We start from the raw sequence: 21,195 nt of genomic DNA, 5'->3' as shown, positions 1-21,195 counted from the left end.
CCCAAAGTCATACTGCTGGATCTGAAGATGCCAAAGGTTGATGGCATAGAAGTTTTAAGGAAGATAAAGTCGGATGAGCGAAAGAAGATAATACCGGTTGTGGTCTTAACGTCCTCAAAAGAGGAGCGTGATATTGTGGAGTCTTATAAATTAGGAGTTAATGCTTACATCGTTAAGCCTGTGGATTTCGACAAGTTTGTTAAAGCAATATCAGAAATAGGATTTTTTTGGCTGCTTTTGAACCAGCCACCCAAATGATAAAAACAATAACACGTCTCATGGAGAAGGAATTGAAAATATTAATGTTGGAGGATATTCAGGATGATGTTGGTTTGATTGAACGGGCATTAAGAAAGCAAGGGATCTCGTTTTCATCCAAACGGGTAGATACCCGCGAAGAATTTGTTGATGCTCTTGATGAATTCGATCCTGATGTAATTCTCTCTGATCATGCATTGCCTCAATTCAATTCTCTTGAAGCTCTTAATATCTGCAGGAAACAAAATCTTGAGGTTCCTTTTATTCTTGTTACCGGTACAGTATCAGAAGAGTTTGCAGTAAGCTGTTTAAAGCAAGGTGCTGATGATTATGTTTTGAAATCTAATCTTGTGCGCCTGCCTTCTGCTATCCAGAATGCTTTGAAACAACGCCATCATGAACATAAAAGAAGAAAGGCGGAAAAAGCGCTTCGCAAGCAGAACGAAGAATTGGTGAAGATAAATAAAGAGCTTGATAGCTTTGTGTATAGTGTATCTCATAACCTGAGAGCGCCACTGATGTCTGTACTTGGTCTTATTAACCTCGTTCAGATCGAAAATAAAAAGAACGATGCAACTATGAATGGTTATTTTGCCATGATGCAGCAAAGTATCCATAAGCTTGACGACACCCTTAAAGAAATATTAGACTACTCGCGTAACGCAAGAAGTGAACTGAATATCGAAAAGGTTGACTTTAAAAGAATGGTCGAGGATAGTTTCGAGCGTATGAAATATATGGACGGCTCAGATACTATTGAAAAGTCAATTTTCTTTGATGAACAATCCGTGCTCTATACGGACCCTTATAGGCTATCGGTAATTATCAATAATCTTGTTTCCAATGCAATTAAATATAAGGATCCGAATAAGGGTCATAATATAATCCATATCGAAAGTACTGTTACTGATATGATGCTGAGCATTGTATTCAGGGATAATGGTATTGGTATATCAGAAAGTTATATCAATAAGATTTTTGATATGTTTTTCCGTGCAACTGAACGCAGCGAAGGCGCCGGTTTGGGGCTATATATTGTTAAGGAAACAGTTGAAAAATTACACGGAGAAATCAGTGTAAAATCTGTAATGGGAGAAGGAACAGTGTTTACTATAGACATTCCCAACTTAAAGGTTACGCACGAATCATTGGTGAATGAGAAGTTAGCGCATAGCGAGCAACAGATGTAATGCGTTAACCTCTTGTTGCTTCAATAATTTCTATTTCAGTTCTCCTGTTGATCTCGCGACCTTCCTGTTCGTCGTCGTTAGAAACAAGTGGTCTTTCTGAGCCAAAACCTTTCGCTGATAGCCGCGAAGTATCTATGCCTTTATCAATAAGATAATTTACCACAGCTTCAGCGCGGTTTAGTGATAAAGTTACGTTGGTTGCTGCATTACCGGTGTTATCGGTATGCCCGTTAATCTGAACTTTAAGGTGCGGGTTGGCAATCAACAGTTCCCTGATGTTCTCTAATTCAGATAGCGATTCTGCTCTTAAGTCTGCTTTACCGGTATCGAAAAAGATGTTCTTTAAAACTACTTTCGATCCTACTTCCGCTTTAACCATCAAAATGTGCGTGTCTATCTCCTGGTATTCAGCAAACTGAGGCACGCTAAAGTTAATTGAGTTAAAAAGATATCCACTTACCTCAGTAGCAACGCCATAGTTTCCGCCGTGTGGGATAACAAGCTCAAAATCTCCGGTTTCTGTATTGGCTTTAATCCTTGATATCGTTCTGTTCGTTTCGTTGTCAACAAGTGTAATAGTTGCAGGAAGTGGTGCGGAAGACAGTTCATCAATAACTTTTCCCTTAAGAACAGTTACAATTTTCTTGTTCTTATGTTCTTCTATGATAGGGTCAATAAATTGATCTTGTCTTGTTTCGGCCTCCGCTTTAGCAAGCGCAGCACTTTGTGGTTTAATCTCCTGTACAATTGGCGGATCTATTGATTTTCGTTCCTGTGCTACTTCTGATTTAGGTTCTGCAACAGGAGGAGATTCAGATTTTGTTTCCTGCGGAAGTTCAACGGGCTTTGTTTCTTGTGTTGTAGCAACAACTATGGGTTGTGTTTCCTGAGATGCTGTAACGGTAGCAGGCTGAGGTTGTACTACAGGTGACTCTACTGGTTTTGTTTCTTCTTTTTTTACATCTGCAATAACAGGTGCAGTTTCAGGAATTACGTCTCGTTGTATTTGTTTGGGAGGATCAACGAATCGTATTCTGTATAAATCAGCGTTTCCTAATCCATCCTCACGCATGGCAGAGAAATAGCCTGTTTTTTTATCGTCAGATAAAGTGAAGAAGCCATCGTATTCAATTGAATTAATTGGATGTCCCATGTTGATGGGTCTTGTCCATTTACCATCCTTAAATTCGCTTTTAAAGATGTCGTTACTTCCCATGGTCGGGTGGCCATCAGAAGAGAAAAAAAGTGTAACCCCATCCGAATGAATGAAAGGAGAATCTTCATTACCACGGGTATTAATTGTTGGCCCAAGATTAACGGCCCTGCCCCATTCGCCTTTACTGTCCAATTCACTGACATAAATATCCAGCTCGCCTTTGCCACCAGGTCTGTTACTGGTAAAGTAGAGTTTTTTGCCATCGGCAGAGATACACGCAGATGTTTCCCAGAACAACGGTGTATTTATGTTTCTGTTTAGCGGAACGGGCTTCGTCCATTCGCTACCTTCCAGCTTAGATACATAGATATCTCCAGCACCTTCTTCATAATACAAGAACAAGGTTTTTCCATCGTGCGAAAGAGATGCAGCAGCATCATTGTACTTTGCGTTAATGTTTGAGCTGATTTTTTGAGGAATACTCCAGGAATCTCCCTGTCTTGTTGAAATGTAGATATCTTCGTAGTTCGTGCCGCTTTTTAATTTGTACTCATCGGTAGAGCGGTTTGAGGTAAAAATTAAAGTACTCCCGTCAGATGAAACAAGGGGTGAGTAATCGTGATGGATAGAATTAACATCTCCTCCTAGATTTTCAAGTACTACGTATGCAGGGTGCTTGCTTAATGAATCACCTGTAACACATTCTGCTATTTTATTATCAGCTATATGAGCTAATTTCTTGTTCTTTGTTTTAAACTCGTTATAATGATGGCTGGCTTTACTATACTGATGGTCGTATTGATATGCCATTCCTAAGTGGTAGTCTATATCAGCATCTATTTCAGCATTGGAACGATAAGCCCTTTCAAGATAAGGAACGGAACGTGACTTCTTCTCGCTATGGAGGTAGCAAAGCCCTAACTTAAAATTTACTTCAGCATTATCAGATGCAAGGTTATATGCGTTTTCGTAGATTTTTAAAGCATTTTCATAGTCCTTCTTTGCAATGAGTTTATCCCCCTTGTCCATCAAAGATTTGAAATCCTGTGCCCATACACAATTGACAAGGAGAAATAAAAATATCGTAACTACTTTCCTCATGGGATAGGTGAGGTTAGCTCACTTTAAACCGTAAATTAACACTATTCTTACCTGATTTCAAGTTTGCCATCATTAAATGGGACTAAAATACCTGTTACAATATTTGTGCTTATTTAGCAAAATAATGCTTTAATTTCCTTTATAACCTGGGCCACGTATAATTTTGCCTGGTTTTGCCCCTGTATGTTCTCCATCACGGAGAACGGAAACGCCATTTACCAAAACATGAACCATACCTTCTGCATAAACATGAGGTTTTGTAAAAGTAGCTTTGTCGTGAATCTTTGCAGGGTCAAAAATTGCTACGTCAGCATAATAGCCCTGTTTTAGAAGTCCGCGTTTTTTAATTTTGAGATTGCTTGCCGGCAAGGAGGTTAAACGTCTGACAGCTTCTTCAAGCGGAACAAGTTTCTCGTCTCTGACGTATCTTCCCAATACTTTTGCAAAGGTGCCGAATGCCCTTGGATGGTCAGGTAAATTGGCAGTGTCTGCTGTAATATTATATGATCCGGCATCTGAACCAAAGCTCACGTACGGTAATTTAAAAATCCGCTTTACGTTATCTTCTGATTGAAGGTAGTACAAGGCTTCAACTCTCGACTTATCTTTTACCACCAGGTCAATAGCAGTCTCATCGGCATCTTTGCCATGCATCTTCGAGGCTTCGCTAAGTGTTTTTCCTTTGTATAACTTGTTAAGTGAATCGAGGCGAAATCCCATTAGCACAACATTTTCAGGTTCTGAGTTCTTATAGGGAATACCTTTTCTCATCTCATACAAAACCTTTTTTCTGATGGCTGGGTCTTTCAGGCGCTTGCGCATTTCCTTTGCTCCACCTTCCTGAACCCACGTTGGCAGTCTTGAAGATAAACCCGTTCCGCTTGCCATATAAGGATACATGTTGGCTGTAATCTTTAGTCCCGTCTTTCTTGCACTATCTATTTTGTTAATAACAGAATCGATCTTATTCCAGTTACGCTTGATGTTTATTTTTAAATGATAAATCTCGGCAGGAACATTAGCTTCTTTTGAAATTCGGATGGTTTCATTTAAAGCTCTAAGAATGAAATCTCCTTCGCTTCTCATATGCGTGATATACATGCCACCGTAGGAAGAAACAACTTTTGACAGCTCAATAAGCTCGTGCGTTGAGGCGAAGTTTGCAGGTGCGTAGATGAGTGACGTACCGAGACCCATTGCCCCCTCTTCCATGGCTTGAGCAACCAGTGTTTTCATCTTTTTAAGTTCTTCTGCTGTAGGGGCTCTGTTGGCATGCTCCATTACATAGATGCGGACAGTAGTAGCACCGACAAATGATGCAACGTTAGGGCTAATCCCTTTTTTTTGAAGAAATCTGAAATAACCTCCCAATGTAGTATACAAACTATCTACTGGTTTTTTGAGGTTTCTTTTTATAGGTGCGGCAGACCATCCTTCGCCGAAGACTTCCAATGTAACGCCTTGTTTTATGTCGCTCATCGAAGACCCGTCTTTAAGAAAAATACCGTCAGACCAGCTTAGCATATTGATAAACCCCGGGGCAACTGCAAGGTTGCTGGCATTAATCTCTTTTTTACCTACAGCATCTTTTAAGTTGCCAATTGCTGCAATGGTATCATTTTGAATGGCAACGTCTCCCTTTAGGGGAGCACTACCGGAACCGTCGTAAATTGTCCCGTTTCTAATAACGACGTCATATACTGTTGGAGGCTGTGCATTACAAGACAGACTTACAAACAAGACTGCTGGTAATAAGAGTTTTTTTATCATAAGTAGCCTGAGGAGCGTGTTTGGGAGTGAGTGCTGTTGATTGGTTCTTCTTTGTATTGATCCGGATTATTTTTTAATCCTTCCTAGTCTCAAAAATACAGGGAAAGTAACATTCTTCAACTCGTCATCCTGCCAAAGATTTTTTAGTGATGTAATAAAATCGTCTACCGGGTTAAAGCCATTTGAATTAATGAACTTTTGGGTTGACGACCATGATGAGAGGTATCCTGCAAATTGTTGTTTAGTCCATTCTACCGCTATTGAAAACGCAGGAGCAGGTATCTCCTCAAACGGAAATGAAATAGATCTGTACTGGTCTTCAACCAGCTTTCGGGCATCATCCCAATACGGCCCTACCGTTTCTGTATAGAATTTATTAAACAATTCATCTATTGATTCATCTACAGATAGCACTGCATATCCCCAAACTGCTAACAAACCATTGGGTTTGGCTGTACGCATTACTTCTTTATAAAACAATTCGCGCTGAAACCAATGCAAGGCCTGGCCAACCGTAATTAAATCAAAGTAGTTATCAGGAAAGGTAGTGTGTTCGGCGCTGCTTACACTGTAGGTTATGTTGCTAGCTTGTACGGCGTTTTCAAGTTGCTTATTGCTTATATCGGTAGCATAAACCTCATCAAACATGCTCGCAAGGTGTTTGGCTACCTGTCCGTTTCCTGTTGCGCAATCCCAGGCTCTCGATTTCTCATGCAAGTGCTTATAAATGAAGTCATATAATGCATTAGGGTAATCGGGCCTGAAGGTTGCGTAGATTTTAGCGTGGCCTGAAAAGTAGTCTTTAATAGGCATGGTGATGTAACGATAGATAAGCTTACAATTTAATAGGAATCCGATTCAAAGGCTATGCCTTAATTGGACCTATGCCATAGCTTAACATTGCGGTATAGTAGCCCAGCCATGTAGCATCAGTGTCGGTTTCATTAGGATTGCATGGTGAAATAGCCTGAAAATAGGGTGAATACGGTGTTTTTAGGGAAAAAAGGCCGTTTATCCCTATGTTATCCGAAGGAATACCGTATCACCACCCTATCACTATGAAGGCGGCTTTGATGGCACTTGGCAGGGAGTAGGGACACTTGAAGTAGCCCCAGTATTTTCTTTACAGGGATTTTAGCCTTTTTTGAAAGGGCCTTGCTTGCAGGACAAAACTTGCAGATTATTAATGAGGGCGGTTTTCCTGGGTAAGAAAACTGAAGATAGGAGAAGTATTATGATTTTATGAAAAGGTACTATACATGGATGTATAGTACCTTTTTGAGAATATTATTTCTTTATCAATAAAGCGAGTTCGTTCAATTGCTCTTGCGATATGGTTGAAGGAGAGTCGATCATTACATCGCGGCCTGCATTGTTTTTAGGGAAGGCAATGAAGTCTCTGATAGAGTCGGCGCCACCAAAGATTGAGCAAAGTCTGTCGAAGCCGAATGCAATTCCGCCATGGGGAGGGGCTCCGTATTCAAAGGCTTCCATCAGGAAGCCAAACTGTTTTTTAGCTTCTTCTTCGGTAAAACCAAGGTGCGTGAACATCATAGACTGTGTTGGCCTGTCGTGGATACGGATAGAGCCACCGCCTACTTCAGTTCCGTTAATAACCATGTCGTAAGCATTTGCTCTTACTTCACCAGGTTTTGTATCCAACAGATGGATGTCTTCCGGTTTCGGCGATGTAAAAGGATGGTGCATGGCATGGTAGCGCTTGGTTTCTTCATTCCACTCAAGGAGCGGGAAGTCTAACACCCATAAAGCGGAGAACTTGTTTTTGTCTCTGAGGCCTAATCTTTCTCCCATCAGCAAACGCAGTTCATTCAGTTGTTTGCGTGTTGCATTTTTCTCACCGGCAAGTAATAGAATAAGATCACCAGGCTGCGCATTAAATCTCTCTGCCCATACTTTCAAATCATCTTGAGAATAGAATTTATCTACGGATGATTTAATTGAGCCATCTGTTCTGTATTGAACATAAACCAATCCTTTCGCACCTATCTGAGGGCGTTTTACAAATTCTGTAAGTTCGTCTATTTGTTTTCTGGTATACTCTGAACAACCTTTCGCACTAATACCAACAACCAGTTCGGCACTTTCAAACACGGGGAAGTTCTTGCCTTTGGTAAGTTCTGTTATTTCAACAAACTTCATCTCGAAGCGTGTATCGGGTTTGTCAGAACCGTAGAGTCGCATAGCCTCATCATACTTCATTCTGGGAACTGAAGGAATATCAATTCCTTTTACGTTCTTGAATAAATGACGAATCAATCCTTCGAAGGTGTTAAGAATATCTTCCTGGGTAATGAAAGCCATCTCACAGTCTATCTGCGTGAACTCAGGCTGGCGGTCAGCTCTTAAATCTTCATCGCGAAAACATTTCACAATCTGATAATAGCGGTCGAAGCCCGATACCATCAGTAACTGTTTAAAGGTTTGAGGGGATTGAGGAAGAGCATAAAACTCTCCATGGTGAATTCTCGATGGCACAACAAAATCTCTTGCTCCTTCAGGCGTTGATTTTATCAACACAGGTGTTTCAACTTCAATAAAATTCTGACTGTCGAGGTAAGCACGTGTTTGCTGTGCCATCTTGTGACGTAGCTGCAGGCTTTCCCTTACCGGATTTCTGCGTAAGTCCAGGTAGCGGTACTTCATGCGAAGTTCATCGCCGCCATCGGTATCATCTTCGATGGTGAAAGGGGGTAGCTTGGCTGCATTAAGAATATTAAGTTTAGTAACCTTAACTTCAATATCTCCGGTAGCAATCTTATCGTTTTTAGAAAGGCGTTCAACAACAGTTCCTTCTACCTGGATTACGTATTCTCTTCCCAGCGAACGGGCAGAAGCAAGGAGTGCCGCCTCTGTTTTACCTTCTTCAAAAATAAGCTGGGTAATTCCATAGCGATCGCGAAGGTCTATCCACAGAACACTTCCTTTATCTCTAAGGCGTTGTACCCACCCGGAAAGTGTTGTTTGTTTATTAACGTCAGAAATTCTTAGTTCACCGCAAGTATGAGTTCTTAACATAGCAGAATTGTTATTTTTGCCGGGCTGCAGATTTGTTGTTTCTTTTTCTGTAGCCTTTAGTCAGGATAAAGCTCACTTGAGAACCTTTTCCTCAGGCGGGTGCGAAGTTAATAATACTTTGTTGTTGACGTTATATGTATAAATAAATTGATAATGAGTATTCGTCTTTTTCTTTTGATTGCATGCTGCTTTTTTGCATTTGATAAGCCCAAACTGGTAAAAACCAAGGTGGCAACAGGTATTACTGTTTCTTTGCCAAAAGACTGGCGCCCAATGGATAATATGGATTTTACAGAGCGCTACCCGTCTGTAAGGGCCCCTTTGGCGGCTTATACCAACCAGGAAAGATCCGTTGATTTTAGTGTAAACATATCAGCTACGCAGTGGCCTGATGCCAACCTTGATGTAGCCAAGCAATTTTTTAAATCCAGCGTGGTAAATATGTTCGATCGCGTTGATATGATAGGAGAGGGAACTAAGGAGGTGAAAGGCAGAAAATATATCTACTTTGAATTTACATCACGCGTAAACGGAAACAGAGCACAGGAGGGATTGAGAGACGCAGTTTTAAAGTATAGCTACATTCAATACCTTATTGAACCACGAAGAACACTTGTATTTTCGTTCAATTGCCCTCAGCGCGCACAAGAGGAATGGCGGGAGACTGCCAAGGCTATGATGAATTCAATTAAAATAGATTAATTGCTTCAGTAACATATAATGGAAATATTTTCTCATGAGTACTTTATGCGTGAAGCGCTTAAAGAAGCAAAAAAAGCTTTTGACACCAATGAAATTCCGGTGGGAGCAGTAGTAGTTTGCAAGAACAAGATAATAGCCAGGGCGCATAACCAAACAGAGGTGTTAACGGATGCAACGGCACATGCAGAAATGCTGGCTGTAACTGCTGCCGAAAACTACTTGGGTTCAAAATACTTAAATGAATGTATACTGTATGTTACATTAGAGCCATGTGTTATGTGTGCGGGGGCATTGCATTGGGTACAACTAGAGCGGCTGGTATTTGGGGCTTCTGATGTTCAAAGGGGCTATTCGCTGGTGTCTTCGCCTCTTCTTCATCCAAAAACGGAAGTTGTAAAGGGAGTAAAAGCAGATGAGGCAAAGCTTCTAATAGATGAATTTTTTAAGAAATTGCGATTATAGTGGGGAAAATTGCGCCTGTTTGCCTCAAAAAACAGCGGGACTGAGAATTTTCTGATCATTCTTACAGTTGTATATTTGGCAGCTTTAAAACATTTTGTTAAACCAATAAACTAAAGTTTAGTATGGCATTTACACTTCCCGCATTACCTTATGCATCAAACGCGCTCGAACCTCACATCGATGCTAGAACCATGGAGATTCATCATGGGAAACATCATAACACATATGTTACCAACCTTAACAATGCAATAGCCGGATCAGATGCTGAAAAACTAAGCATTGAAGATATTTGTAAAAACATTTCCAAGTATCCGGTAGCTGTTAGAAATAACGGTGGCGGGCATTATAACCATTGTCTTTTCTGGACTATTATGGGGCCTAATGCAGGTGGTGTCCCTACAGGCGCTTTAGCGGATGATATTAATGCTACTTTCGGAACTTTTGACGACTTTAAAACAAAATTTGCAGCAGCAGCTACAGGTCGTTTCGGTTCTGGCTGGGCTTGGCTTGTTGTTGATGCTTCAGGAAAATTACAAATAACTTCAACGGCTAACCAGGATAATCCTTTAATGGATGTTGCCGAAGTAAAAGGTACTCCTATTCTTGGTCTTGACGTATGGGAACATGCCTATTATTTAAACTACCAAAACAGAAGACCAGATTATATCACCTCATTCTGGAATGTTGTAAACTGGAATGAAGTAAGCAGAAGATATTCTGTAGTGAAGAAATAATTATATATGAAGATTTAGGGTATTAAGGCTCTGTGCAGGAGCCTTAATATTTTTTCTTCCGGAACAGATAAGCAAGCCCAACACGAATAGAGAAGTTACCTTCGAAGTAGAAATCTGTTATTGCTTCAACTCTCCAGGTTTCACTAAAGGGTTTAGCCCAGCCACCTCCAATAGAAACATCGTTCGCACCTATCAATCCACGAAGACGGATAAAGCCATCAACGATAGGATACCATCGCATACCAACAACAGCACTGGTTTCATCGTCTGTCCAGATTTCTAAGCCTGCAGTAGCAGTGTATTGTTCCGTAATAAAATAGTTGACCTCAAGACCGGCCTGCGCTTTGGAAAAATAAACATCGTAGTCGGATTTAATGAGATCGAGCTGGGTACCAATGATAAAGTCTTTAGCCGATTGTGCTATACAGTTGTAAGAGAAGCAGAAAGACGAAATCAATATTAGATATTTCATTAGTACTCCAGGGCATAAGGTTAAGAGCACGAATATAATGCCAAGGAGTCTAAAAATATGATCTGTGAAAACTTGCCGTCTTAAAAGTGCGAGAAAAGTATTGCGAGGCTGAACTTCTGTCAAGTCTTGATTCTGCGATTGCTTTCTATTCAGAGCATTAGGCCTTTGCGACAACCTTACTTACGTTCCTCTATCATCTTCTGAATGGCGAGGTATTCGTCCCTAAGCTTTGCGGCTTCCATAAACTCTAGTTCTTTTGCTGCTTTTTCCATGGCCTTGCGTGTTCGCTCTGCCATCTTGGTTAGCTCATCTTTGCTTAGATATGCCACAACAGGATCTGCGGCAAGTGATGTCTCTTCGCTCTCTATGTAGTAGTTAACGGTAGACTTCTTCTTGTCGGCAACCTTTGTCTGGTTAAGGATTGACTCTTTCGATTTGATTACCGTCTTAGGAGTGATGCCGTGTTTCTTGTTATACTCTGCCTGTATGCTCCTCCTTCTGTTGGTCTCATCAATTGCTTCGCGCATAGAATCTGTTATGGTGTCTGCATACATAATAACGCGACCATTGGCGTTTCTTGCAGCCCGACCAATTGTTTGAACCAGCGATCGCTGATTCCTGAGGAAGCCCTCTTTATCTGCATCCAGAATCGCCACCAACGAAACTTCAGGGAGATCTAAGCCTTCGCGAAGAAGGTTTACACCGACAAGTACATCATACACCCCTAGTCTAAGTTGCCTTAGAATTTCAACACGTTCTAAAGTGTCAACTTCAGAATGTATGTAACGACATTTGATACCCGCCCTTTCCATAAACTTTGTGAGTTCTTCCGCCATTCGTTTTGTGAGTGTAGTAACAAGCACACGTTCTTTCTTTTTTACACGTTCATCAATTTCTTCGAGCAAGTCGTCAATCTGGTTACGGCTCGGCCTCACGTCTATTTCAGGATCAAGCAAGCCTGTAGGGCGAATTAACTGCTCTACCACCACACCTTCTGATTTTCGAAGTTCGTATTCACCTGGCGTAGCACTTACATATATTGCTTGATTTATCATTGCCTCAAATTCATTGAAGGTAAGTGGTCTGTTATCTAAAGCAGAAGGCAAGCGAAAACCAAAGTCGACAAGATTCACCTTTCTTGATCGGTCGCCACCCCACATTGCCCTTATCTGCGGAATGGTAACATGACTTTCATCAATAACCATAAGAAAGTCATCAGGGAAATAATCGATAAGGCAGAAAGGTCTTGCTCCTGGCTTTCTTCTATCAAAGTATCTCGAGTAATTTTCAATGCCGGAGCAGTAGCCGAGCTCGCGCATCATTTCCAGGTCGAATTCAGTACGCTCTTTCAATCGCTTTGCTTCGAGGTGACGGATCTCGGATTCAAACATCGACACCTGAGTTACCATGTCATGTTGAATCTCTTTCATGGCTACCTGAAGTGAATCTTTTCCTGTAACAAAAAGGTTGGCAGGAAATATAGTTACAACTTTTTCATCAGAGATCTTTTTCCCTGACTGCGGATCTATCCTTTGAATAGATTCAATTTCATCGCCCCAGAAATAAATCCGTATGGCGTAATCCGCGTAAGCGAGAAATACATCTACCGTATCACCTTTAACACGGAAAGTACCTCTCTTAAACTCTGCTTCTGTCCTGTTATAAAGAATGTCGACCAGGGCAAAGAGCAGGCGGTTACGCGCAATTACTTCGCCTACTTTAAGTTTGATTACGTTCTTTCCAAACTCATCAGGATTACCAATACCATAAATACACGATACTGAAGCTACAACTATTACATCTCTTCTCCCGGTAAGGAGGGAGGATGTAGCACTTAATCTAAGTTTCTCGATCTCTTCATTAATAGAAAGATCTTTTTCAATGTAAATATTGGATGAGGGAATGAAAGCCTCAGGCTGATAGTAATCGTAATAAGATATAAAATACTCAACTGCATTTTCAGGAAAGAAGTTTTTGAACTCCCCGTATAGCTGTGCTGCAAGTGTTTTATTATGACTTAGAACAAGCGTTGGACGATTGCTTTGGGCTATAACATTAGCAATAGTAAATGTTTTTCCCGAACCTGTTACCCCAAGTAATGTTTGATGAGCTTCACCTTCATCAAGACCTTTTATAAGTTGTTTTATTGCCTGCGGCTGATCGCCTGTCGGTACGTAATCGCTAGTTAGTTTGAAATCCATACGAAGTATTTGTCTGGCCGGTGCTAATAAAAAGCCCCGAGCTGACAACGTTATGTCAACAAGAATAGTTAGCGATGAAATTAAAAAATTAAGATGAAAGTATTCGGAATAATTAAGCAGCCTTAATTATTCCAAATATTCCATGATTTCTCAGCCTGAACGTGCAACATCTCAAGACCGTTTTTAATTAATGCACCTCGCATTTCTGCTTTTTGTAAGAAAAGAGTTCTCGCAGGGTTATAGATAAGATCATATACGTAATGATCAGCGCCTATCATATCATAGGTGATTGGAGGCATTGTATCCGTATTAGGATGCATGCCGAGAGGCGTGGTATTGATAAGAAGAAGAGACTCAGCGATAATCTTAGGATTTTTTTCAAGATCTTGATAAGTAATATTGCCTGTAGATTTCTCGCGTGATACTATCTTGTATTCAATCTTTAATTTCTTTAAGGCTTCCTGTACAGCTTTCGAAGATCCTCCTGATCCTAAAACGAGTCCCTTAAACGTTTTTTCTTTAGGGAGCCACTTTTCAAGCGTTTCATAAAACGCATCTGAATCAGTATTGAAACCTTTTCTCTTTCCGTCTTTAAATTTTATAACATTTACAGCACCAATCTTCTTTGCTACAGGATCAACTTCGTCCAAGAATTGGATTACTTGTTCTTTATACGGCAGTGTAACATTTAGCCCTGTAAGGCCTTTTGTTTCTTTTATCAGCGTTTCAATTTCTTTTATATTATTTAGCGGGAAGAGTTCGTAATGATAATCACGCAACCCTTCACGAAAGAACTTTTCATCGAAGTATGCTTTTGAAAATGAATGACTAACCGTCTGTCCGATCAGCCCAAATACTTTTTCCATGTTTACAATTTTGTTTTAAGTCCTGCAGCAATCTTTTCAATTAAAACCACTATAAAAACACCAAGCGCAATCATCAATATGGCCTGGAAAATTTGAGGATCTTTACCAGTTATGTTCATGTAGTGCCAGGGGAGGATACTTGTATCATAAGCTGGTATCTGTTCTCCTTTGCTATTTGTTGTATATTCAAAAACCTGACGCCATGGCCATAATTTATTTAATGCGCCTAGCATAAGGCCTGCTAACAAAGCTACTGTTGTATTATGATAATCAATATAAATTTTGGATATAAATCTCGATGCCATCCATAATCCTATTAATGCACCAAAAACAAATGCTCCAATAACCTCTAAATCCAACGTGTTAAAGCTAATTACTATCAACTGATATTTCCCAATCAAAAGCAGGATAAATGCACTTGAAATACCTGGAATGATAAAAACAAAACCACTTAGAAATCCGCCTATGATGGTGGAAAGAAGACTATTGGGTGAGCTTACGGGAGGTATAACGGTAAGTAGAAAGCTTAGGCCAACACCAAGAATGAAATTTAAACCCACCTGGATCTTCCACTTACGAACCTTCCTGAAAAGGAGAAAACCGGAGATAGCAATAATACCGAAAAGAAAAGATGTAGCAGGAATGAAATGCTTTTGAATGATACTGCTAATCAATAATGTACTTGTAAATAAGCTTATAATTATCCCCGAGAGAATAGTTACAAGGAAGTTGCCATTAATGTGGTTCCAAAAAGAAGTAAAACTTTTCTTCCTGATGAGAACAAAAGCTTCGGAGTTGAACGAGCTTAGGGATTGAACCAGTTGCTGATAAACCCCAAGTATAAGTCCTATTGTACTGGCAGAAACGCCGTGCACAACTTCTGTGGCACCCATTAATAAACCTTTTACAAAGATCAGAATGTAATCTTTCGGTTTTTTCAATAAGGATACTGTTTAATCCACCTCAAATGGAGGTGCAGTGTTGCTACGTTTTTTCTCAATACCAAGAAAATGCAAGAAAGTATCACCCCTTAATCCCAGGCGAATTGTTTCCAGCGGGATAACCTCTTCAGGGGCAATGTTTCCAAGGTTTACATTTGCACCCAACAACTTAATGAACCAAACCTGTTGCGCTTTTTGAGGTGCTTCCCAAATAATTTTCTCGAAAGGAATTTTTGTGAGGATCTCCTGAACGAGACCAGATCTTACTTCACCTGTAGAGCGGAATAATCCAACGTTACCACCTTCGCGTGCTTCACCGATTACCTTCCATGCGCCTGCTTCAAGTTCTTTCTGCATCAGGTCAATCCACATGTAAGGAGGGATAATCTTATCTGCATCTTTAGAGCCAACTTCCGATAGTACTGTAACCTGCTCAGATAGTTTAGCAATGTAATCGCACTTCTTGTCGTGATCAAGATCAATGGATCCATCAGAAACCTCAGCGAAAGACATATTGTACTTGTCAAGCAGCTTTCGGTAATCATCAAATTGATCTCTGATGATGAACGCTTCAAACAAGGTTCCGCCAAAGTATACAGGAATGCCTGCATCTTTGTAAACTTTCAATTTGTCTGTGAGCCGTGGAGTAACGAAAGATGTAGCCCAGCCCAGCTTTACGATGTCTACGTAATCAGCGCATGTGCTAACAAAGTCTTCTGCCTGACGAATGCTTAATCCTTTGTCCATGGCCATGGTAAAACCATATTGCCTGGGCTTAGATGTACGCTCAGGTAGCTTTTTGAGGTCGTAATTCATTAATGATTTTCTTTTCTAAACTGTTCGATAATCTTATGTAACGCTTTCTGTGTTTCAATTTTCGGAAAGAAATCATAAAGCGCCGTATGACCATCGAAGTCCAAAATTAAAGCATTTTCTAGATAATTAAAGGCTTCTTTAAATTTGCCTGCTTCAATCAGGTAAACCGTCATCCGGTAAAAGAGCTCAGCATCGTCAGGAATCAGTTCAAAACCCTGCAATAATATCTCAATAGCTTTTCCGTAATCACCTTGCTCGTAATAAATAAACGACCAGTTAAGCCAGATTTCCTTATCATCCGGGTCTAATTTGCTTGCCTCCTCGTAGGCGTCAAGGCTCGAAATTGTATTGCCTATTTTAAATTCCGCATGAGCAACAGATTTCCAGTATTCTGCATTTTCAGCATGCAGCTTTAGGGCTTTGTTATAAAAATGAAGAGCCTGGTGCCATTTTTCCATCTTTTCGAGGCATGCACCCGCCCCATACCAAGCCTCATCATAAAGATTATCGAGTTTGGATGCTTTCTGAAAGTATTTAAGTCCTAATTCGTATTGCTCTAAACTTTCATAAGCAGCACCAATGCAGCAGTATACCTCAGGACTAGGACCTTCAATGTCAATAGTCTTTTTGAAAGCATCCAATGCCTTTGTGTATTGCTGCAAATTCATATGGGTGTTTCCCATATTGAAAAATGCTGAAGCAAAGGTGTCGTCGATAGTTATGGCATAATCGTAAGCATTCAAAGCTTCTTCGAACTTCTCGAGTTTGTTATACACGATGCCGAGATTATACCAGGCGGCAGCAGAATAAGGGTCTTCGTCAATAAATTTCTGGTAGTAATCAACGCTGCTTTCCAACTGACCGGTTATGTCAAGGCAGTAAGCCAGCTCGTAAAGTGCCCCATCATGGTTGATATTTAACTCTACGGCGCTTTTATAAGCGGAAATTGCCCCTTCGTAATCCTCCATGCTTTGTCGGGCAAGACCGATGTTGTAAAAAACTTCGTCCTTGTCGTCAGCCAGTGTTAGGGCTTGTTCATAGTTTTCCAGCGCTTCCTGGAAATTTCCCTGAAGCGAGTTTATAGAACCTTTTGTTAAAAATATCTCTGGATCATTGGGTTGAAGTGCATGAGCCTGCTCAAGTAGGTCAAGAGCCTGGTCATATTCTTCTAAATTAGTGAGTACTTGAGCTTTAACCGTAATTAATTCGGTAGAGAATGGATACTGGCTTATTGCTTGATTAACTGCCTGTAAAGCACGGTTGTATTTACCGCGAAACATGTAGTAATCAATAATTTCTTCGTATGCATCTAAATCAAAAAATTCAGGTTTTTTTCTTCGAAGGTGGTCTTCAAATCGTTTAATCAGCTCGTTTTCCTCTTCTCTTTTTCTGTATTCTCTCGACATTGACTAAAGGTTTTCCTAAAATAGGTAAATTCCGGTGTAAAGCTAAACGGATAAACCTATTTTTTATCATGATGTTTTAAATAATAATCGCAGCACCAGGAGACGGAATCGTCTATTGGTTTGAAGGAAAAATCAAGTAAACGCGTGATTTTATTGTTGTTATAAGCGAAGCGCGTGCCTGCAAGCCTTGCCGTTTCTTTTGTTATCAGAGGTTCAGAGCCACTAAGTTTAGCCCTGATATTCTCGGTAAAAGCAGCAAATTGAACCAAATTTCTATTAAGTTTTATAGTTGGTTGTTTTTTATTAAACCTACGTGCTATACTTGAAAATAATTCAACAATGCTGATGTTGCCGGCACTGACTATAAAACGCTCATTGCTGGCGGAGTGATTTAAAAGCTTTACCGCAATATCTGCCACATCTCGCACATCCACGTAGTTGAGGTAACTATCAATGTAAAAGGATCGTTCATCCCATACATATTTAAAAATCTGCCCGCTGCTCTTATTCCAGTCAGCAGCAGCGAGTATAACCGATGGATTTAGAATTACAGTGTTAAGCCCTTCTTCGTTTCCACGAAATACCTCAAGTTCTGCGTAATACTTTGATTTGGCATAGACAGTGTTCTGAGGGCTATCTATCCATTTGTTTGTTTCGTCGATAAAAGACTGATCTTTTTGTCTACCTAGCGCCGCTACAGAGCTAATGTACACAAAGCGTTTTACATTGTTGGCGAGAGAGGCATTAATAGTATTTCGGGTACCAATTACGTTAATATCCATGATCTTGCGCTCATGTGCAGGATTGAACGACACCATGGCCGCGCAATGAATAACTTGCGTTACTCCTTGCAGCGCTTCTTCAAACGAAACAGGATCTAGTATGTCGGCTTCTCTCCAGGTGATGTGTTGTGTTATGTCGTATAGCAGATGGATGTCACTGTCTTTTCTTTTTATAGCGATAAAGGGCTGCTTTGTATAAACTAACTGCCGTACTATAAAACTTCCTAGTAATCCATTGGCTCCTGTAACTGCAATCATTGAAGAGAATTATTCAACAAAGGTAAATTAATAGCTTTTTGAAAATATTTATTTTTTTGAGCCGTGCGAATTAGTTCCGCATGTTTTATGTGATGACAATCACTGCCCAACCAGTGGACCCAACCTCTGTCGATTAATTTGTATGCTGTACTTTGTGCTTCCTTCGAATAATAACCGGTTAGAGAACTCATATTAACCTGGAACAATACGCCTCGGTTAATAAGATCTTCTGCCTTTTTGATATTGTTGTATAGATATAGATATCTTTCAGGGTGGGCCAGGATCAGCTTATACCCTTTTGTTAATGCAAGGAAGATGAATTCATTTAAATTGAAAGGTTCATTTACAAAGTTTGTTTCGAATAATAAGTAATTACCTTTAATGGTGAGAAGCCGTTCATTGGTATGCAAATATTTCATCAGCGCTTCATCCAGATAATACTCAGCAGCTGCCTCTACTTTGAAATCTATATTGTTAATAAGAAGCTGGCTCTTTAGTTCTGTTAGCTTTTTATTGATTGTGCTTGGGGTATTGCGATACAGATCCTCCATAATATGAGGAGTGGTAACCAGTGCGGAGTATCCAAGTTCTTTAAAATGTCGAATTATATTTAATGATTCATCAAATGTTTTTACGCCGTCATCCAACCCAGGCAGGAGATGGGAATGGATATCTACTTTTAAAGTAGGTCCAGAGACACTTTCAATTCTTTTAAACCAGGAAAACACTATGCTCTAAAAAGTGATTTAAACGTAAACTCGTTCTTCTTTTCTTCATAATATCCGTATCCATAAGTTTTTCCCTGAATTGGTACAGCATTTAATAACGTGGTAATGTTGGAGAGCTTATTAATAGCAATGATTCGTTGTAGATTGCTTATGAACTCACGTTTTGAGTAATTCGCCCTGAAAATGTACAGACAAATATCTGCTTTTTTCATTGCCATAATGCCATCCGTTACCAGCCCCACAGGAGGTGTATCCAAAATTACATAGTCGTAAGTATTTTTAAGCTCAGAAATGAAATCACTAAATTCTTCGTGTAGTAAAAGCTCTGATGGATTAGGAGGTTGTGGCCCTGCAGCAATATAATGGAAGTTATCAAGTTGGGTTGCCGAAATACAGTCCTGCCAATTGTGTTTTTTTATTAATACAGTACTTACGCCACGAGTGCTATCATACGTTACTACCGGATGCTCTTTCTTCTTTCTCATATCCAAATCCACCAGTATTACTTTCTTTTTGGATAAGGCAAGTACACCACCGAGGTTCATAGCAACAAAGGATTTTCCTTCGCCTGAGACTGTTGAAGATATTGCAATTACTTTTTGCCCTGACGGACTGTTAAAAAAATCCAGGTTTGTTCTGATGGATCGCAACGCTTCGCTGACTACCGATTTAGGATAGTCCAGAACATACAAACCTGATGATATTTTGTGTCGGGTAGTAGGGATTGTTCCTAGAAGTGGTACCTGAACTTTATTTAACTGACTAACTGCATTTATCTTGTTGTTAGCAAGATAGAGGAGGCCGATAAAAAAGAAGTTGATGATAAAACTCATTACCGCCCCGATACCAAGTATCATGAGACGATTAGGAGATATGGGTGTAGCAGAGATTGAGGCAGGTGAAAGAATCTTGAATTCAGGAATAGTGCCGGCTTGCGCTATTTCGAATTCCGATTTTGATTGCATTAAAGTCAAATAAAATTGCTCGTATAGTTTATAAAAGCGTTGGTTTTTGCTGTATTCCGTGTGCTTGTTCGGGAAGAGGGCAAAACTCTTTTCAAGTCTTGTCTTGGTATTGCTGAGCTCTTCTAACCTTTTTTTCCAATCACTTCTCAGTTCACTCAGCTGTTCCTGTGTTTTTGATTTCAGAAGTTCTATTTCCTTTTCTTTGCTTCTATATGTGTAGGTGATTTCATTAACTGACAATTTCAGTTTTTCCTGTTCTAAATTTAGTCTGGTTAATTGGTCTATGTCTTTACTTAATCCTTCAGGAAGAGCGCTTCGAATAGAGATGGGAATTGTGAAATTGTTATCATTTAAACTGTTTAGTAGCCGGTCTGATTCTCTTATTTTCCTGGCCATTTCATACCGCTGGGAATCTACACGATTTATTGCTTCTACTGTCTCTTTTAAACTTTCATCCAGATTGTATGTTTTGTTTTCGAGGGTGAAAGATTCGAAATAGTTTTCATAATCTTCCATTCGTTTTTCTATTACACGCAGCTCGTTCGTTAGCCATCCAATCTTCTGGGTGTTCGCTAAATTCTTTTGTTGATTACTAAAGCTTAAGTAGGCGCTATCAATTTTGTTTAAGACAGCACGCGCCTTAAACGGGTTATGGTCTTTAAATGAAATTCTAAGGGTGTTTGCATTATAATTTAATGGCTCTGCTACTAAATTCCTGATCAGATAATCTAAGAGCACGTCGTCACTGTGAATAATAAAATAGTAGGCTACCTCATCTCCTTTCTTAAACAGATTGTTTTTCTGCAGTACAAGTTTCAGGTCTCCAAGCCTTACTTCTTCTCCATAATTACCTTCTGTCTCAGCACCTTCATTAATACTTAATCTAAAGCTTTTCTCGGTTACCTCTTTAAAAAAGATCGGTATATTGTAATATGAGTGTTTCTCGTCATTGATTTTAATTGAAGCGGGACCGCTTCTGAACATTTCGTCATCTAGCACCCGTCCTACACTTATAAAACTTATTTGAAACTCTGGATTATCTAAAATGGTGCTTAGGAAAAGTCGTGATTGGATAATCTCAATTTCTCCTGCAAGGATATTTACGTTTTGGTCTTCTACTATTGTTTTGATGCCAAACTCTGACGCTTCTGATTTAATGTCCAGCTTAATTTCTGAATTGGATTGATAGGTGTTCTTTGTATATCGAATAATCAGATATGCAACTGAGTTGATTACAATAAAGATTAATGCGATCCATATCCAATTGTTTTTGAGGATTACCTTTAATTTATCAAAATCAATTGCTTCAGCAGGAGATGAAGAAGACGATATGTTATTTGTCGATTCCACG

At 39.9% G+C, this 21,195-nt stretch carries 18 protein-coding genes; 5 read left to right on the top strand and 13 right to left on the bottom strand.

Features of this window, described 5'->3' with window-relative positions; all coding sequences use genetic code 11:
- The coding region (locus KK060_RS20740) for a response regulator (RefSeq protein ID WP_254155830.1) at positions 1 to 258 on the top strand (258 nt) is incomplete at its 5' end.
- Positions 255 to 1,448, top strand: a complete 1,194-nt coding sequence (locus KK060_RS20735; protein ID WP_254155829.1) for a sensor histidine kinase — start codon at positions 255 to 257, stop codon at positions 1,446 to 1,448. The genes KK060_RS20740 and KK060_RS20735, both read left to right, overlap by 4 nt.
- A 4-nt stretch (positions 1,449 to 1,452) precedes the next feature.
- Here the strand turns inward: KK060_RS20735 and KK060_RS20730 are convergent, their stop codons facing one another.
- From KK060_RS20730 to aspS, 4 genes are all read right to left on the bottom strand, one after another.
- Positions 1,453 to 3,705 carry an OmpA family protein gene (locus KK060_RS20730; protein WP_254155827.1) on the bottom strand — a complete coding sequence of 751 codons (2,253 nt, stop codon included), beginning with the start codon at positions 3,703 to 3,705 and terminating at the stop codon, positions 1,453 to 1,455.
- A 129-nt stretch (positions 3,706 to 3,834) separates the two neighbouring features.
- Positions 3,835 to 5,475: an N-acyl-D-amino-acid deacylase family protein gene (locus KK060_RS20725; protein WP_254155825.1), complete on the bottom strand. Its 1,641-nt coding sequence runs from the start codon at positions 5,473 to 5,475 to the stop codon at positions 3,835 to 3,837.
- A gap of 66 nt (positions 5,476 to 5,541) precedes the next feature.
- Positions 5,542 to 6,288, bottom strand: a complete 747-nt coding sequence (locus KK060_RS20720; RefSeq protein WP_254155823.1) for a class I SAM-dependent methyltransferase — start codon at positions 6,286 to 6,288, stop codon at positions 5,542 to 5,544.
- A 474-nt stretch (positions 6,289 to 6,762) separates the two neighbouring features.
- Positions 6,763 to 8,511 carry an aspartate--tRNA ligase gene (aspS, locus tag KK060_RS20715; RefSeq protein WP_254155821.1) on the bottom strand — a complete coding sequence of 583 codons (1,749 nt, stop codon included), beginning with the start codon at positions 8,509 to 8,511 and terminating at the stop codon, positions 6,763 to 6,765.
- Between the two features lie 153 nt (positions 8,512 to 8,664).
- Between aspS and KK060_RS20710 the strand changes: the two genes are divergently transcribed.
- From KK060_RS20710 to KK060_RS20700, 3 genes are all read left to right on the top strand, one after another.
- A complete protein-coding gene (locus KK060_RS20710; protein ID WP_254155819.1) occupies positions 8,665 to 9,213 on the top strand; it encodes a hypothetical protein in 549 nt (182 codons plus the stop codon).
- A gap of 18 nt (positions 9,214 to 9,231) precedes the next feature.
- A complete protein-coding gene (locus KK060_RS20705) occupies positions 9,232 to 9,675 on the top strand; it encodes a nucleoside deaminase (RefSeq protein ID WP_254155818.1) in 444 nt (147 codons plus the stop codon).
- Positions 9,676 to 9,797: 122 nt separating this feature from the next.
- The gene (locus tag KK060_RS20700; protein ID WP_254155817.1) at positions 9,798 to 10,409 is read left to right on the top strand and encodes a superoxide dismutase; all 612 of its coding nucleotides are present in this window, start codon (positions 9,798 to 9,800) and stop codon (positions 10,407 to 10,409) included.
- Positions 10,410 to 10,452: 43 nt separating this feature from the next.
- Here KK060_RS20700 and KK060_RS20695 read toward each other — a convergent pair whose 3' ends face one another.
- From KK060_RS20695 to KK060_RS25280, 9 genes are all read right to left on the bottom strand, one after another.
- Positions 10,453 to 10,881, bottom strand: coding sequence for a hypothetical protein (locus KK060_RS20695; RefSeq protein WP_254155815.1), 429 nt, complete (start codon positions 10,879 to 10,881; stop codon positions 10,453 to 10,455).
- 176 nt (positions 10,882 to 11,057) lie between these two features.
- Positions 11,058 to 13,082, bottom strand: coding sequence for an excinuclease ABC subunit UvrB (gene uvrB / locus KK060_RS20690; RefSeq protein ID WP_254155814.1), 2,025 nt, complete (start codon positions 13,080 to 13,082; stop codon positions 11,058 to 11,060).
- 122 nt (positions 13,083 to 13,204) lie between these two features.
- Positions 13,205 to 13,948, bottom strand: coding sequence for a shikimate dehydrogenase family protein (locus KK060_RS20685; protein ID WP_254155812.1), 744 nt, complete (start codon positions 13,946 to 13,948; stop codon positions 13,205 to 13,207).
- 2 nt (positions 13,949 to 13,950) lie between these two features.
- Complete coding sequence (locus tag KK060_RS20680) at positions 13,951 to 14,889, bottom strand: DUF368 domain-containing protein (protein ID WP_254155810.1); 939 nt, start codon at positions 14,887 to 14,889, stop codon at positions 13,951 to 13,953.
- Positions 14,890 to 14,901: 12 nt separating this feature from the next.
- The gene (locus KK060_RS20675; RefSeq protein WP_254155808.1) at positions 14,902 to 15,705 is read right to left on the bottom strand and encodes a phosphosulfolactate synthase; all 804 of its coding nucleotides are present in this window, start codon (positions 15,703 to 15,705) and stop codon (positions 14,902 to 14,904) included.
- Positions 15,705 to 17,111: a tetratricopeptide repeat protein gene (locus KK060_RS20670; RefSeq protein WP_254155806.1), complete on the bottom strand. Its 1,407-nt coding sequence runs from the start codon at positions 17,109 to 17,111 to the stop codon at positions 15,705 to 15,707. Before KK060_RS20670 ends, KK060_RS20675 begins: the two co-directional genes overlap by 1 nt.
- Positions 17,112 to 17,167: 56 nt before the next feature.
- On the bottom strand, positions 17,168 to 18,151 hold the full coding sequence (locus KK060_RS20665) for an NAD-dependent epimerase/dehydratase family protein (RefSeq protein WP_254155804.1): 984 nt from the start codon (positions 18,149 to 18,151) through the stop codon (positions 17,168 to 17,170).
- Positions 18,148 to 18,879, bottom strand: a complete 732-nt coding sequence (locus KK060_RS20660; RefSeq protein WP_254155802.1) for a tyrosine-protein phosphatase — start codon at positions 18,877 to 18,879, stop codon at positions 18,148 to 18,150. Before KK060_RS20660 ends, KK060_RS20665 begins: the two co-directional genes overlap by 4 nt.
- Entirely contained in the window at positions 18,879 to 21,194 is a 2,316-nt protein-coding gene (locus KK060_RS25280; protein ID WP_254155800.1) for a GumC family protein, read from the bottom strand. The genes KK060_RS20660 and KK060_RS25280 overlap by 1 nt, the downstream gene beginning before the upstream one ends.
- Position 21,195 lies beyond the last annotated feature (1 nt).

It is taken from the genome of Chryseosolibacter indicum (assembly GCF_018598585.1).
Taxonomy (GTDB): domain Bacteria; phylum Bacteroidota; class Bacteroidia; order Cytophagales; family Cyclobacteriaceae; genus Chryseosolibacter; species Chryseosolibacter indicus.
The sequence above is the reverse complement of the archived record's forward strand: the minus strand, read 5'-3'. Positions and strand labels throughout refer to the sequence as shown.